The organism is Lactobacillus sp. UMNPBX4 (assembly GCF_002554115.1).
Lineage (GTDB): Bacteria > Bacillota > Bacilli > Lactobacillales > Lactobacillaceae > Lactobacillus > Lactobacillus gallinarum.
The window spans coordinates 23609-38603 of sequence record NZ_PCZF01000017.1 but is presented as its reverse complement, the minus strand read 5'-3'; the positions used below and the strand labels follow the sequence as shown (position 1 = coordinate 38603).

The following is a 14995-nucleotide window of genomic DNA, read 5'->3' as shown; positions in this document are numbered from 1 at the left end:
GTCCAAATGGACTTTTTATTTTTCTAAAGTGTTCAATTTGATTTTACAATCGGCGATTTGTATATAATACTAGTTAACTTAAAAAAACAATAAAATTCAAATAAAATGGAGGTATTTCAAAGAATGACAGAGAATAATAAACAAGCCGAAGGCACTGATACCAAGACAAACCCCAACTACGACACAGCAATTTTCGCTGGCGGTTGTTTTTGGTGTATGGTCAAACCTTTCGATACAGTTGACGGAGTAGAAAAAGTAGTTTCTGGTTATACTGGTGGTCATGTTGCTAATCCAACATATGAGCAAGTCTGTTCAGGTACGACTGGCCATACTGAAGCTGTTGAGATTACCTTTGATCCAGCAAAAATATCGTATGATCAATTGCTAAACTATTATTGGCAAGTAACTGATCCAACAGATGCGATGGGGCAATTCCAAGACCGTGGTGATAATTATCGACCAGTAATTTTTTATAATTCACCTGCTCAAAAAGAAGCAGCTGAAAAATCTAAGCAAAGATTACAAGCTAGTGGTAAATTTGATAAACCAATCGTAACTAAAATTGAACCAGCTAAGCCATTTTATCCAGCTGAGGAATATCACCAAGATTTTTATAAAAAAGATCCACTTAGATATGCAATGGAAGAAGCTGGTGGAAGAGCTAAGTTTATCAAGGAACATTGGGATTAATAAAAAGCAGATCATAACTGTTATAAGCTGTGACCTGCTTTTTTACTTTCAATATTTTAGGTTATGTTAACTATTTCTTTAAGTTGCTTTTGATAACCTCGATTGGATTGAGCCAAGTTCCGTTGTTAACGTTCCAATTCTTACATGGAAAACCATATTTGTTTATGTAATCTTTATTTGTTTGAGTAACGCCAAGGTGTAAGTGTGAGCCAGTTAGCTTACCGATCTTTTGACCTAATTTAATCTTTTGACCAGTCTTAACATAAATGTCTTTTTTCTTATTAAAGCCTTCTTGGTAAACTTCAACGTAATTATCAGGACTAATAACCCAGATGAACCAGCCAAGGCCGTTGCCATAAGCAACCTTTTTAACAGTCCCTTGATGAATTGCATATACGTTAGAATGCCCAACTTCTGAAAAACCAAAATCCCAACCATCATGAAAGTAGGAAGGTGGTGTAGTAGAACGCATATAGTTAGTTATGCCAAAAGTTTGTGCATTATACATTGGACGAACACCATTTTTCTTGTTGGCTTTAAACGGATAAGCCCACTTGAGGTTCTTGGGTTGAACTTCAGTTGTATTTTGTGAGTCGTCAAGCGTATCAGCAGAAGCAGTGGTAGTTGATAAACCAACGCTTGAAGTTAATAATGCAGTACCTAACAAAGAAATTATTAATTTACGAAATTTCATTATAAAAACAAACCAGATAAGATCTGATTTTTGTCTCCTCTCTTAATTCACGTACACTATTGTAGCTCAGCAGTTTTACGATAAAGTTACAATTAAATTTCGATTAATAACAAAAAGTTAGTATGAGTATATGTGAATATGCTTTTGGTTAGGCTAGTTAAAAGCGGATGATAAAGCAGTGTCATGGCTAAAGTGTTTGGGTGAAATTCTTAATTGTGAGCAAGAAAGATTGGCAGACAAATAATATTTTTGTTTATTTGTTTAGGAGGAATCATAGCAGAATGATATTATGATTCCTCTTTTTATTTGAATATTATGTCCAGCAGATGTTGTCTATTTAATAAAAATCGATATACTTGGTAGTAGGATCAAAGTGATGAAAAAATGGTGTTTGCGTATTTTCATTTGGCGCTATAAAGGGATTTGTTTACTGTATTCTCCACGTATGTGGAGGTGATCCTGAGTGATACATCAATTTGGAAAGCTAAAACAAGTATTCTCCACGTATGTGGAGGTGATCCTATAAATAACCGCCCCAGCAGAAATATCAATGCGTATTCTCCACGTATGTGGAGGTGATCCTTATGCCTAACCGGTTTAACTCCTCGCTATACTGTATTCTCCACGTATGTGGAGGTGATCCTACATCGTAAAGAAGTTTTGAACCAAGCAATTGGTATTCTCCACGTATGTGGAGGTGATCCTGATCAAGACATTGCTCAATGCTTAATTGATCAGTATTCTCCACGTATGTGGAGGTGATCCCATCGGTGACGATGACACGCAATTACCATTATTGTATTCTCCACGTATGTGGAGGTGATCCTAATCTAAATCCTTAGACGGGGTTAGTGTAATTGTATTCTCCACGTATGTGGAGGTGATCCCAATTCAATCACTAATGGACTATTGACACCATAGTATTCTCCACGTATGTGGAGGTGATCCTTCATCAGCTAATTCATTAGGATTCATCTACTAGTATTCTCCACGTATGTGGAGGTGATCCTTTTTATTAGCTCGGTTTTTGCGCTTTTTAGCCGTATTCTCCACGTATGTGGAGGTGATCCCATTCCATTTAATTTCATCAAAACAATCAAACTGTATTCTCCACGTATGTGGAGGTGATCCTCTTTCAGGCGTTAAGCAAGTTGGATTTATTGAGTATTCTCCACGTATGTGGAGGTGATCCTAACCGTATATCCGTTTTCTTGCAACTGGTCTTGTATTCTCCACGTATGTGGAGGTGATCCTATCATTAACGGTCATGCTGATATTAGCGGCATTGTATTCTCCACGTATGTGGAGGTGATCCTTCAATATAGATACTAATGAGCATACGTTAACGGTATTCTCCACGTATGTGGAGGTGATCCTATCGCTGTCATCCTCTTTATTCACCGCAATAAGTATTCTCCACGTATGTGGAGGTGATCCCAAACCTGATTTTCATTTTCACAGTTTAAGGCAGTATTCTCCACGTATGTGGAGGTGATCCTGTTTTGATCCCAAAATTGCGTAAATATTTGATGTATTCTCCACGTATGTGGAGGTGATCCTAAGAGGGCAGAGTCCAAGTGGCTTTGTTCATAGTATTCTCCACGTATGTGGAGGTGATCCCATATGTTCATTGCCTTTGATGTCCTTAGGACGGTATTCTCCACGTATGTGGAGGTGATCCTAATTGATGGATCTGGTGCATCTGCAATATATGGTATTCTCCACGTATGTGGAGGTGATCCCTACCCAGCTCACGTTTTGCTAATGTTATGAGGGTATTCTCCACGTATGTGGAGGTGATCCTAGTTGTGGACATGTCAGCAGATGCTAATTTTTCTATTCTCCACGTATGTGGAGGTGATCCTAACAACGGTAACTCCTATAGCTGGAGTGAGTGGTATTCTCCACGTATGTGGAGGTGATCCTAAAATTTGGTTTAAGAATCTTAAGACTAGTGAGTATTCTCCACGTATGTGGAGGTGATCCTAGATTCGAGTGGCTGGTTAAACGCATCCATTAGTATTCTCCACGTATGTGGAGGTGATCCCAAGCTTCATTAGTTCAGCAAGGTGACAAGGCAGTATTCTCCACGTATGTGGAGGTGATCCTAAGAGTAGCGGTCTTTTTATCTGCATTAATTGGTATTCTCCACGTATGTGGAGGTGATCCTTAAATCTGCTTTGATGAATCTATCAGGCGTTAGTATTCTCCACGTATGTGGAGGTGATCCTACAACTAAATGCTGATTAGCAAGAGGAGTAAAGTATTCTCCACGTATGTGGAGGTGATCCTCACTTGCTCTTAATGCCAGACAGATTCTCTAAGTATTCTCCACGTATGTGGAGGTGATCCCACCAATATTAGCTGTTTTACCGTTTAAACCAGGTATTCTCCACGTATGTGGAGGTGATCCCTAGCAGCCGCAATCAACCAGCACTGTAGTAAAGTATTCTCCACGTATGTGGAGGTGATCCTAGCTTGCTTTGTAGCTTGTAACGTTTTTTCGCGTATTCTCCACGTATGTGGAGGTGATCCTTTGGTGCAGTGAATGAGAAATATGGGAATGCTGTATTCTCCACACATGTTGAGAGTGTTACTGTCCTTGAGCGCACAGATAAATAGCCTATAAACGCTGGTATGCCAGCATTTTTGATAGATGAAAAGTGTACTAATTCCTCTTTTGGTGATTGGAATTAGTACACTTTTTGCTTGTTGAGCTAGAGGGTCGAGTGGATAACGTGCTGGATTTTTAGGTTGTATAGATAAGTGTCCGTTTTGGGGAGTTGAGTTGGTTAAATTGATGAGAGAAGCAGTAATGGTTGATATGACGATAAGATAATGGATGTTAATTATTAAAGATATTTATAATCAAAGATTTAATCAATTTTTGTAAAATGCTTTTATGCTAGATTTATATCGCAATAATCAAATGGAAGGATGAGAAATATGGTTGACTATATTGCAAAAATTAAACCAATAAATGCGGATAAAATTGAAACACAGGCGCATGGAATAGCAACATTCAGTGAAAATGGTAATAGCCTTCATATTCATGTGGAAATGTTTGATACGCCTGCCAATATTGAACATTGGGAACATTTCCATGGATTTCCAGATGGGAAACAAGCTCATGTTCCGACGCTAATGCAGGACGTGAATCATGATGGCTTTATTGATTTACCTGAAACAGAGGCAGTATCTGGGACAACGATGGTTCCTTTTGATGATGCACCACAAGAAATGAACATTCCCCATGATGGCTACCCAGTTGCAGATAAATACGGTCATTATGAATATGATAAGGATGTCCCATTAAAAGATTTACAAGCAAAATTTAAGCAAGCATTTGGTAGTGACGATCTTCAATTGGATAAACTAGTAGTTTATGTTCACGGCGTATCAGCGGATCTTAAATTACCATCTAGCGTTGCCGGTAATGTTATGAGTTATGATGCACATACAACTTTGCCAATTGCTGCTGGAGAGATTAAATTGGCACATTAATTTTTATAGAATTGAAATTTGAAAGCTAGAGTCTATGCTTTTTGCATGGTTTCTAGTCTTTTTTTTGTATATTCTCTCTTTTATTAAACGAAATTTACACGATAAAACTGTGATTTTTTGCTTAAAAGATAAATATAAAAAGACACTAGTATCTTGATAACAGTCAAGTCACCTAAATTGTTTTTTACCTATGATATGTAGTGTCAAGAAAGGGAGAGGTGAAGTTTGAAAAAAAACAGTGAGTTGAAAAGTATTTTAAATAAAAAAGGACACACCAAATAAAGGTTAACATTAATTCAAAAAATTAAATATTAACCATAAAACCTTGACTTTGAGCAAATCTAATAGCCTGCTTAAAAAATTGAGAAAGCAAGTTAAACATTGACTGCGAAAACCTACACAAACGAGTCGTTTATACAAAAATAAGTTTACGTGCTCAAAGTCACATTCAGTTGTGCTTGAAAGGTTAAGCTACATATATAAAAATTCGAGGTAATAGAGGAACTATTCACTCATTTCCCCATGATTTGTAGTGTGTAAAACCGCTTCCTCACAACTAATATATTAAAAAGTAAGAGTAAGGGACAACGGATTTGTTTTTCATGGCTCTGTTGTCCTTGAGTCAAAGACGAAAGGAATGTTTATAAAAATGATTAAGTTACAACAATTTTTTATGAGGTACAAAAAGCAGCTTTTGCTTGTTAATACTATTCTGCTGTTGCTTGCTGAAGGAACTAAATGGCTATTGCACATGAATTTACCATACCAGGCTTTAATGCTTATCGTGGGGATTGTCGGAGTGCTTCCAATTGCTTTGACGGCTATTTCATCTTTAAGGGTTAAATTAATTCCTATTGATGTTTTAGTATCGCTGGCGGTAATCGGTGCCTTCATTATTGGTGAATTTAATGAAGCAGCCATTGTTACTTGGCTATTCATGTTAGGAGATGTACTGGAAGAATTAACCCTAAAGAAAACGCGGTCAGCCGTTGCTGATTTAACCAAAATGGCACCACAGACTGCGTTAGTTGTTCAAGATGATGGCTCAACTGAGAAAGAAGACGTCGATTTCATTGATCCTGGTGAGAAGATTTTAGTTAAAACTGGTGATCAGGTTCCAGTCGATGGCAAGGTTATTTCAGGTTCTGGTTATCTTAATGAAGCCAGTGTTAACGGTGAATCTAAATTAGTTAATAAAAAAGCCGGTAATGAAGTATATGCAGGAACTATCCTTGAAAACGGTACATTGACTGTCGAAACTACCGCAGTCGGTGAAGATACGACTTTCGGTAAAATTATTGAAATGGTTGAAGAAGCACAAGATACAAAGTCACATACAGAAAAGTTAATTAACCGGTTTTCCAAATATTACACTCCTGCCGTACTTGTAATTGCGATTGCTGTGGGCCTAATTACTAAAGATCTTAAGTTAGCTATTACGGTCATGGTGCTAGGCTGCCCAGGTGCTTTAGTTATTGGTGTGCCAGTATCTACAGTTGCTGGTATCGGTAATGGTGCTAAAAATGGCATTATGTTTAAAGGGTCGCAAGTAATGGATCAAACTCACCGGATTGATGAAATTGCTTTTGATAAAACCGGCACTTTGACTGTTGGACATCCAGAAGTTAGTGCAATTGAGGTATTAAATGGGCCCAAAGATGAAATTATTAAATTAGCTGCTCAAATTGAGCGTCAAAGTAACCACCCCTTAGCTCAGGCAATTGCCAAATTAAATAAACAAAAGCCAGCTTCAATTAAAGTGGAAACTGTTAAGGGTAAGGGAATCATCGCCACTTTAAATAATCAAAAATATTATTTAGGTAACCAAGACTTAATCGTTGAAAATACCCGTACCAATGCAAAATTAGATAAGACAATTGATCATTTGAGTCAATTAGGTAATTCAATTGTCACTTTTGCCAATGAGGACCAAAGTCAATTAGCTGTTTTTGGCATTAAAGATCAATTGCGTCCAGAAGCTAATGATGCTTTAACCCGCTTAAAAGAATTAGGGGTTAAAAAGTTAGTTATGCTTTCTGGAGACAATCAAGAAACTGCTGAACGAATTGCGGCGAAGTTGTCAATCGATGAAGTTCATGGTCAAATGTTGCCACAAGACAAGGCTGCTTTTGTTAAAAAAGAAAGAGCCAAGGGACACCATATTGCTTTTATTGGTGATGGGATCAATGATAGTCCGGCCTTAGCTAATGCTAATGTTGCAATTGCCGTTGGTAGTGGGACGGATGTTGCCATTGAAGTTTCAGACATAGTTTTAGTTAAAAATGACTTGCGGAAGATAGCTTATGCCATTGGCTTATCCAAAAAGACAATTTTGAACATGAATGAAAATATCGTGATGGCTTTACTGACAGTCTTATTGTTGTTCATCGGTTTGTTTGCGGGTTATGTTGAAATGGCAAGTGGGATGTTTATTCATGAATTTAGTATCTTAATTGTTATCTTGAACGGGATGAGATTAATCAAATTTCAGCAAAAAATTGACGATCATCAAGTTTATAATCAACAAAACAAAGTAGCATTAGATATGTAAATTAATAAGGAAGGGTGAATCTAATCATGAAAAAAGTAATTATGAAATTATCTGGCATGACCTGTCCTTCATGCTTAAGCAAAATTGAAAGGGCGGTTGGTAGTTTGGATGGAACCGACCAAATCAAAGTTTTATTCAATGCAGGAAAGCTAAAATTTACACTGGATCCTGATAAGACTAAAACTGTTGATGTCAAGACAGCTATTGAAAAAATGGGTTATGAAGTACAAGGAATTAAGGAAAAGGAGCTTAACTGATGAATGCAGAAGAAAAATACCAGGCGGAATTGAAGCAAAGCGACCTTGATCACCATCAGCCAACTGCAGCTGCCATGACTGGTCACATTATTTCTAACTTGTTAATCCATTCTTTAAAGATTAACCAAGCTAACTTATTTGCTAAAGGATCTGCTAGTCTTTTTTTAGCCGAAAAAGCTGCTGGTTGGATTGCTTATGAACGTCAGGAATTTGACCAATTGAATCACTTATTGGTTAATAATGGTGAAAGTATTCCAACAATTACAGCTCAATTTAAGGAATATACTATGCTAGAAGAAGATGGCAGTAGTAAATATTTAGCAGATGATAAGCAATTATTTGCCTTGGTAAAAGATTTTGATACGCAAACGCTCTTCATTACTAAGGCAATTGCTTTAGCTAATAATGAAAGTTGGCCAGAATTATCTGCTAATTTAACTAATTTAATGGCTTGGATTAAGGAGCAAATTCGGGTAACTCAAGACTTCTTAGGTCATGAACTAAAAGAAGGATTGTATGTCGAAGACGACGATGATGACTTTTAATTAAAGGACGATGAATTTAATGGCTGATTTATGTGTTAACTTAGTACCACTATTTAATGCTTTACCTCAGGATGAGAAGATGCAAATCGAAAAATTAGTTCAGCATAAAAACTATCAAAAGGGTGAAGTAATAATTGATCCAACGATAAATGATAATTTAGTAATTATCGCTGATGGTAACGCTAAGCAGTACACCTTAGATGAAAACGGCTATGAGAATGTTTTGCAAATCTTGCATACGGGTGATTATATTGGTGAGGATTGGCTTTTGGGTCAAGAAAATATCAATAATTACCTCGAGGCTATGAAATTTGTTTATTAAAACGGCAGGATCTACTGAAGCTGATGCATAAACAGCCAGAATTAAGTATTCGATTATTGGAACTAAATATTGTTAAAGTTTCGGAAATGCAAAAACAAATTCACTTGTTGGCTTTGCCGAAGGTTGAAGACCGGTTATTAAAGTATTTACAAACATATGCAGATGAAATTGGTAAAAATAATTTTAACTTACCCTTAAAAATGAAGGACTTAGCCTTATACCTTGGAACAACACCTGAGACCCTGTCTCGTAAATTTGCTTTATTAGAAAAGCAAGGTCAACTGAAGCGTCAATTACGTCGAATTGAATTATTCGAAAATTAGTTTAATTAGGCAATTATTGCTTAGTTGATAATATACACGTTATATCATTATGTTAATTTGGGGATGCATGTTTCCACTAATTCAAGGTAGTGATATTTGGTCATCGATAGTGGGGATGTTATGGATTGGCGCTTGGATACTAATGGGACCGTTGAAAAAGGGATTAACTATTAAATTTGTTACTCCTAAACTCGATAAGAAATACCCATTAACAATCAACCCCATTGATAAGAATCAAGAATAACGGAATTTTTCAGGAAGTTTAAATACCAGCAATTAATTGTGATTAAGGGCGACGGCTCTTTGTCAAATTAATCCTTAGAAAGCAGCAACAAACAGCACTGTCTCAGTGTTTGAGGCAATATGTGATTGGGATGAGTCGGACAACACATGTGGAGGTGATTAAAAAAGTGATAACTGTGTTCTGATATTCATTGGTATGAAGTAAACAAGTATACGAATTCCAATATGTATGAATTAAAGATTGTAAATTATACGAGAGAAAAGAATGATGAAATTAAAATATATAGGTGAAACTTTAGGGGTAACTGGCTTAACAAATGGCAAAATCTATGAATGTATAGCTGAAGAAGGACCTTTTTATAGAGTCATTGATGACAGTGATGAAGATTATTTATATTCCCAAAACAATCCAGCATCACTTGATGGTTCATCTAAGGGCGGAAAATGGGAAGATTTTAGCATTTGGTATTATGACAAATATGATCAAGTAATAAAAGACATCGATTATTCTATGTATATAAATGGAAATAGGCTGTAAAATAAAAAGTAATTATAAATATTAAATTAAGCAGATAATATAAATTGAGGAAAACATGACAAATTTATCAAATACGACCTTGTCTTTATGGGGTAAAAAGAATATTAGTGAAGATAGCGAAGAAGTATGGTTACCCTTAATTGCTCACTTAATTGACACAAAAAATGTTATTGGATGGTTATATAATCATTGGCTTAATGACGGCCAAAGACGCATTTTGAGTCAGGAATTTGAAAACTCAAATGAAGTTCAGAATCTTGTTGAATTTATTGGATACATTCATGATATTGGTAAGGCTACGCCTGCTTTTCAAATTAAGCAATCGTTTATCCATAATGAAGATTTAGACCAGGATCTGTTAGAGAGATTATTACAAAATGGATTTGATAATTTAGAAGAATTAAAGGCAAATATGGATACTAGACACTGGCTCCACGCTCTGGCTGGTGAAGTGATCTTAGAAAATAGTGGGCTAAATGAAAGTATTGGCGCTATAGTTGGCGGGCACCATGGTAAACCACAAAATAAGTATTTTGACTATGAAGATCAACTGATGGATGATACTTCTAAATATTATCAATCAGATTCTTGGGCCGAAAATCCAACTAGAGAAAAATGGGAAAATGTACAAAAAGAGATCATCAATTATGGTTTAGATTTGTGTAATTTTAAAAATTTAGAAGATATACCTACAGTTACTGACTCACAAGCAGTAATTTTAGAAGGCCTAGTCATTATGGCCGACTGGTTGGCATCTAGTGAATATACAATTAAAGATGGTAAGCGTGTTAGCATGTTTCCATTAATCTCGATGGATCAAGGTTTTAGCGATATTGATATGACATCAAGATATCAGCAAGGAATTTTAAATTGGCTTAAAACAGATTCCTGGACGCCTCAATTGATAGTCGATACTAAAGAGCAATATCAAAAACGCTGGAATTTTGATCCAAGACAAGTTCAGGAACAAATGTCTCAAGCAATCGGAGATAGTGTGGATCCTAGCATGATTATCGTTGAAGCCCCGATGGGTATTGGTAAAACTGAAATAGCTCTAACCGCTGTTGAGCAATTAGCTGCTAAGACCGGTATCAATGGCCTGTTTTTTGGCTTGCCAACTCAGGCTACTGCAAATGCAATGTTTGATAGAGTAGATAACTGGCTGGGGAATATTGCCAAAGAACAGAGCGAAAATCTTTCTATTAAATTGATGCATGGAAAGGCACAGTTTAATCAAAAATATCACAATATTCCTGATGCTGATGATATTGAAACCGATGAAGGTGCAGTTGTTGTTAATCAGTGGTTTAATGGTAAAAAGTCAATATTAACTGACTTTGTAATTGGAACTATTGATCAATTGCTTTTGATGGGCTTGAAGCAAAAGCATCTGGCCTTAAGACATTTAGGGCTAAGCGGAAAAATAGTTGTAATTGACGAGGTTCATGCTTATGACGTATATATGAGTTCCTATCTTGAAAAGGCAATAGAGTGGTTGGGGGCATATCATGTACCAGTTGTTGCTTTGTCGGCTACGCTTCCAGTTGATAAAAGAAATGAACTTCTTACAGCATATTGTAGAGGAAAATATGGCAGTGAAAAATTTAAAGCTCAAAATACTAATTGGCAAACTTGTCAAGCATATCCCTTGTTAAGTATTTTGGATGGCAAAATTTTAAAACAAAAGTCAGATTTTTCTACTCAAGCTGATGATACTACAGTTAAAGTTACTCGCTTAAACATTGAAAATTACGATTTAATTGAAAAGATTAATGATCAAATTGAAGATGGCGGTGTCGCAGGTGTCATAGTTAATACGGTAAAGCGAGCACAAGAACTGGCAAAAATTGCTGAAAAAGAGTGCTCTGAAGATACGCAAATTTTGGTGCTTCATTCCGCATTTTTGGCTAATGATCGTAGTAATTTAGAGTCCAAATTGGAAAAGTCAATTGGAAATCACCAAAAACGTCCAAAGAAAATGATAGTAATTGGTACACAAGTACTAGAGCAATCTTTGGATATCGATTTTGATGTTATGTATACGGATATTGCACCAATAGACTTGATTTTACAAAGAGCGGGGCGTTTGCATCGTCATCAAATTAAGCGTCCAGACAAATTAATTGAGCCTCAACTATTCATTATGGGTATTAATTCTAATGGGGACTATGGGGATGCAAATCAAGCAATATATGAGAAATATCTTTTAATTAAGACGGATCATTTCTTAAAAGACAAGATCAAATTACCTAGTGATATTTCTAATTTGGTTCAAAAGGTATATTCAGCGGATACTGATAATGAAGTACAAGATCTTCAGGAAGCGGAAGTTAAGAAATTCAACATTGATCAAGAAAAGGCAGAACAAAAATCGAAAGGGTATCAAATTAGAGCCCCAAGAGTTGAAAAAACTTTACACGGTTGGCTTGATAATGATAGTGACACTGATCTAAATGATGTTAAAGCAGAGACTGCGGTCAGAGATACGAATGAAACAATTGAAGTTCTTGTGCTAAAAAAAGATGCCGATGGATTTTATTTAATGGATGGGCGAAAAGTGGATGAAGAAGTTCTTGATAGCGTTGTTGCTCAGCAGTTGATTAGGCTGCCCCATGCATTAACGATGGACATAAACCAATCTATACGAAATTTGGAACGAGATACTATTAGTAATTTTCCTGAATGGCAGAACAGTTCCTGGTTAAAGGGCTCGGTAGCTTTAATTCTTGATGCCAATAATGAGACAGAATTTAATGGATATAAAATTAAGTATTCATCTGATTTGGGGTTATCGTACGAAAAATAGTAAACTGTATTAAGTGTATTCCTCACTTAGGTGAGGGTGATCCCATTAATTAATCATTTATTAAAGTAATCCCCATGAAAATGGGCTTGGCGGTTTCATAAACTGAAATCGCTTTTTATTTTATTGTAAATTAAAAGGAAAAGTTTTATTATAAATATTAATTAATCATTTATAAATTGGAAGAGATGGTGATATATGAGTAATGATTTAAGTTTCAATCTGGTTACTGATCCTTGGATTAAAGTCCTGAAAAAGGATTATACCGAAAGTGAAGTCTCTTTAAATGAACTTTTTAGTAATTCTGAAGATTATCTTCAGCTTGCCGGTGATATGAAATCGCAGGACTTAGCGATTCTCAGATTATTGTTGGCTATCTTACTGTCAGTTTATACTAGATTCGATGCAGATGATACGCCATACTCATGGCTGGATTTAGATGACAAATGGCGAGTGACTCGGACAGATAATGATGGCTTCAACTCTCAAAAACTAAAACTGGGAGACACTTGGAGAAGTCTATATGATCAAAAAACTTTTTCAAAAAAAGTATTTGATTATCTAAATCTTTATCAGGCTAAGTTTAATTTATTTGGTGAAGATCCTTTTTATCAAGTTAATCGTCAAGTCTATGACCAAAATGTGCCGGAAAATAAAAAGGTAGCTAAAGGTGCGGGTACAGTATCAGTTAAACAAATTAATCGACTTATTTCTGAAAGCAATAACAGCCCGGCACTGTTTTCACCTAAATCAGGTATTGAAAAAGATAGTGTTAATAATGCGGAATTAGTTCGCTGGTTAATTACTTACCAAAACTTCACAGGTGTTACTGATAAGACCAAAGTTAAGTCAAAGGATAAGTTCTCTGTTTCTCCTGGTTGGTTGTATTCAATTAATCCTGTTTATATTAAAGGTAAAACTTTATTTGACACTTTGATGTTAAATCTAAGCTTAGTTACCAATGATTCTGCAGATGGAACAAACTGGCTAAACTCACAAAGACCAGTGTGGGAATACGATGATATTAATGATTATCTTCAACAAAGATTGAATGGAGTATATCCTGACAATTTATCTGAATTATACACTGTCTGGTCTAGAATGATTCATATTGATTGGCAAAATGGTCAGCCAGTTATATTTAGCGCAGGGCTGCCTAAGTTAGATAGTGAAAAACAATTCCTAGAGCCAATGACGACTTGGCGTAAAAATAAAGATGGTGTTGTATATCCAGCCGCCAAGAATAAAAATAATATAAATGTCGCTATGTGGCGTAATTTTGGTCAGTATATAAGAACTAAAGCTAACGAAGATGAAAAAAGAATTCCAGGAATTGTTAGTTGGATTCAGGAATTGAAAAAAGAAAAATACATTTCTAAGCATACTAACATCAATATAGCTACAGTAGCTATGATAAGTGATGGAAATGCTACATCTCAATCACCTTATGCGGAAATCACTGATAATATGCAAGCTAAGGCAGGAGTTCTTTTTGATGATGAGCCTATGCTTGAAAATCGGTGGCAAGATAGAATTGAAAAAGAAGTATTATTAACACAACAAGTTGCAAATTATTTCTATTGGTTTGCAAAAGACATATCGAACATTCAAACCCATAGTGAGAAGAAAAAAAGTAATGATGATTGGGCAAGTCGAAAGGTAGCACAATTTTATGATGAATTGAATCAGCCATTTTATACTTGGCTTTCTGGGCTAGATTTAAGTCAAGACCGTGATGCTAAAACCAAAGAATGGCGTGAAACTTTAAATCGTTTTGTTGCGACGCAAGCTAAAAATATTTTTATCAATGCAACTGCTGATGAAATCATTGGCGGGAAGGAAGACAATATTTTTACAATTTATAATAAACTACGCAGAAACGTCTATGTTTGTCTCGGATTAAAGTAAGGAGAAAAAGATGAGTGATGCTTATACTGCTACGGCACGAATAATTAATCAGCTGTATGGTGATGGAACTCCTGATAAAGGTGCTTTGGCTGAACTTAGAAGGACAACAGCTATCGCCGATAAAGGCGCTGAAAAAATCTGGCCTTTAATTTTTTCAGCCGTGCCTAAATTAAGTACAAATGGAAAACCTACAAAGCTTGAAACAGCAGTTTATACTGCTCTTCACTGTTATGCTGCATTTCAACAAGGGAATGATTCATTTGTCTTTGGTCAAATTCCTAGATCAAAAGATAAGGAAGAATCTGGAGAAAATGGTGTATCTCTTTTTACTGCACTGAGGAAAATGAAAATAAACGACTCTAACGAAAAGAAGGCTTTAGATAGGCGAGTAACAGCTTTATTAGCAACTACAAATATCAGCAGTGCCACCAATTCAATTAATCATCTAGTAAGTATTCTTAAAGGAAAGAAAATGGGTGAAAAGATTGACTTTGCTCAATTGGCGGAAGACTTGTATAACTTTCAGTGGAGTACGAAAAATGCAAGATTCGTTGCCTTGAAGTGGGGAAAAGATTACTACTGGAACGTTTATAAGCTGGCATCAGACAACGATTAGT

11 protein-coding genes, 1 pseudogene and 1 CRISPR repeat array are annotated in these 14995 nt (G+C 35.9%); of the genes and pseudogenes, 11 read left to right on the top strand and 1 reads right to left on the bottom strand.

From position 1 onward, the window contains the following. Positions 1–123 precede the first annotated feature (123 nt). A complete protein-coding gene (gene msrA / locus CP355_RS04830; protein ID WP_089148065.1) occupies positions 124–690 on the top strand; it encodes a peptide-methionine (S)-S-oxide reductase MsrA in 567 nt (188 codons plus the stop codon). A gap of 70 nt (positions 691–760) precedes the next feature. Here msrA and CP355_RS04825 read toward each other — a convergent pair whose 3' ends face one another. After that, positions 761–1384: a M23 family metallopeptidase gene (locus CP355_RS04825; protein ID WP_005719132.1), complete on the bottom strand. Its 624-nt coding sequence runs from the start codon at positions 1382–1384 to the stop codon at positions 761–763. Positions 1385–1816: 432 nt separating this feature from the next. Next, a CRISPR array of direct repeats spans positions 1817–3980; the repeat unit is 28 nt; unit sequence GTATTCTCCACGTATGTGGAGGTGATCC. A gap of 350 nt (positions 3981–4330) precedes the next feature. Between CP355_RS04825 and CP355_RS04820 the strand changes: the two genes are divergently transcribed. The 10 genes and pseudogenes from CP355_RS04820 (at position 4331) to casB (ending at position 14994) form a co-directional block, all read left to right on the top strand. Further along, complete coding sequence (locus CP355_RS04820; RefSeq protein ID WP_089148066.1) at positions 4331–4888, top strand: hypothetical protein; 558 nt, start codon at positions 4331–4333, stop codon at positions 4886–4888. A gap of 649 nt (positions 4889–5537) precedes the next feature. Continuing rightward, positions 5538–7439 carry a heavy metal translocating P-type ATPase gene (locus CP355_RS04815; protein ID WP_089148067.1) on the top strand — a complete coding sequence of 634 codons (1902 nt, stop codon included), beginning with the start codon at positions 5538–5540 and terminating at the stop codon, positions 7437–7439. 26 nt (positions 7440–7465) lie between these two features. After that, the gene (locus tag CP355_RS04810) at positions 7466–7696 is read left to right on the top strand and encodes a heavy-metal-associated domain-containing protein (protein WP_013086444.1); all 231 of its coding nucleotides are present in this window, start codon (positions 7466–7468) and stop codon (positions 7694–7696) included. Continuing rightward, on the top strand, positions 7696–8241 hold the full coding sequence (locus CP355_RS04805) for a DNA-binding protein (RefSeq protein ID WP_010580181.1): 546 nt from the start codon (positions 7696–7698) through the stop codon (positions 8239–8241). The genes CP355_RS04810 and CP355_RS04805 overlap by 1 nt, the downstream gene beginning before the upstream one ends. A gap of 19 nt (positions 8242–8260) precedes the next feature. Then, positions 8261–8886, top strand: a pseudogene (locus CP355_RS04800) (Crp/Fnr family transcriptional regulator). A gap of 67 nt (positions 8887–8953) precedes the next feature. Then, a complete protein-coding gene (locus CP355_RS10270) occupies positions 8954–9130 on the top strand; it encodes a hypothetical protein (protein ID WP_158227345.1) in 177 nt (58 codons plus the stop codon). Between the two features lie 264 nt (positions 9131–9394). Beyond that, positions 9395–9667: a hypothetical protein gene (locus CP355_RS04795; RefSeq protein ID WP_199161207.1), complete on the top strand. Its 273-nt coding sequence runs from the start codon at positions 9395–9397 to the stop codon at positions 9665–9667. A gap of 55 nt (positions 9668–9722) precedes the next feature. Beyond that, a complete protein-coding gene (locus tag CP355_RS04790; RefSeq protein WP_098044002.1) occupies positions 9723–12473 on the top strand; it encodes a CRISPR-associated helicase/endonuclease Cas3 in 2751 nt (916 codons plus the stop codon). A 195-nt stretch (positions 12474–12668) separates the two neighbouring features. Then, positions 12669–14378, top strand: a complete 1710-nt coding sequence (locus CP355_RS04785) for a type I-E CRISPR-associated protein Cse1/CasA (protein WP_098044001.1) — start codon at positions 12669–12671, stop codon at positions 14376–14378. Between the two features lie 10 nt (positions 14379–14388). Next, positions 14389–14994, top strand: coding sequence for a type I-E CRISPR-associated protein Cse2/CasB (casB, locus tag CP355_RS04780; RefSeq protein WP_065990606.1), 606 nt, complete (start codon positions 14389–14391; stop codon positions 14992–14994). Position 14995: the final 1 nt, after the last annotated feature.

What these genes read in the sequence shown, in the direction of transcription:
- CP355_RS04820 (WP_089148066.1), top strand. Translation starts at nt 4,331, where the DNA reads ATGGTTGACTATATTGCAAAAATTAAACCAATAAATGCGGATAAAATT.
- CP355_RS10270 (WP_158227345.1), top strand. Translation starts at nt 8,954, where the DNA reads ATGTTTCCACTAATTCAAGGTAGTGATATTTGGTCATCGATAGTGGGG.
- casB (WP_065990606.1), top strand. Translation starts at nt 14,389, where the DNA reads ATGAGTGATGCTTATACTGCTACGGCACGAATAATTAATCAGCTGTAT.
- msrA (WP_089148065.1), top strand. Translation starts at nt 124, where the DNA reads ATGACAGAGAATAATAAACAAGCCGAAGGCACTGATACCAAGACAAAC.
- CP355_RS04810 (WP_013086444.1), top strand. Translation starts at nt 7,466, where the DNA reads ATGAAAAAAGTAATTATGAAATTATCTGGCATGACCTGTCCTTCATGC.
- CP355_RS04825 (WP_005719132.1), bottom strand. Translation starts at nt 1,384, where the DNA reads ATGAAATTTCGTAAATTAATAATTTCTTTGTTAGGTACTGCATTATTA.
- CP355_RS04785 (WP_098044001.1), top strand. Translation starts at nt 12,669, where the DNA reads ATGAGTAATGATTTAAGTTTCAATCTGGTTACTGATCCTTGGATTAAA.
- CP355_RS04805 (WP_010580181.1), top strand. Translation starts at nt 7,696, where the DNA reads ATGAATGCAGAAGAAAAATACCAGGCGGAATTGAAGCAAAGCGACCTT.
- CP355_RS04795 (WP_199161207.1), top strand. Translation starts at nt 9,395, where the DNA reads ATGATGAAATTAAAATATATAGGTGAAACTTTAGGGGTAACTGGCTTA.
- CP355_RS04815 (WP_089148067.1), top strand. Translation starts at nt 5,538, where the DNA reads ATGATTAAGTTACAACAATTTTTTATGAGGTACAAAAAGCAGCTTTTG.
- CP355_RS04790 (WP_098044002.1), top strand. Translation starts at nt 9,723, where the DNA reads ATGACAAATTTATCAAATACGACCTTGTCTTTATGGGGTAAAAAGAAT.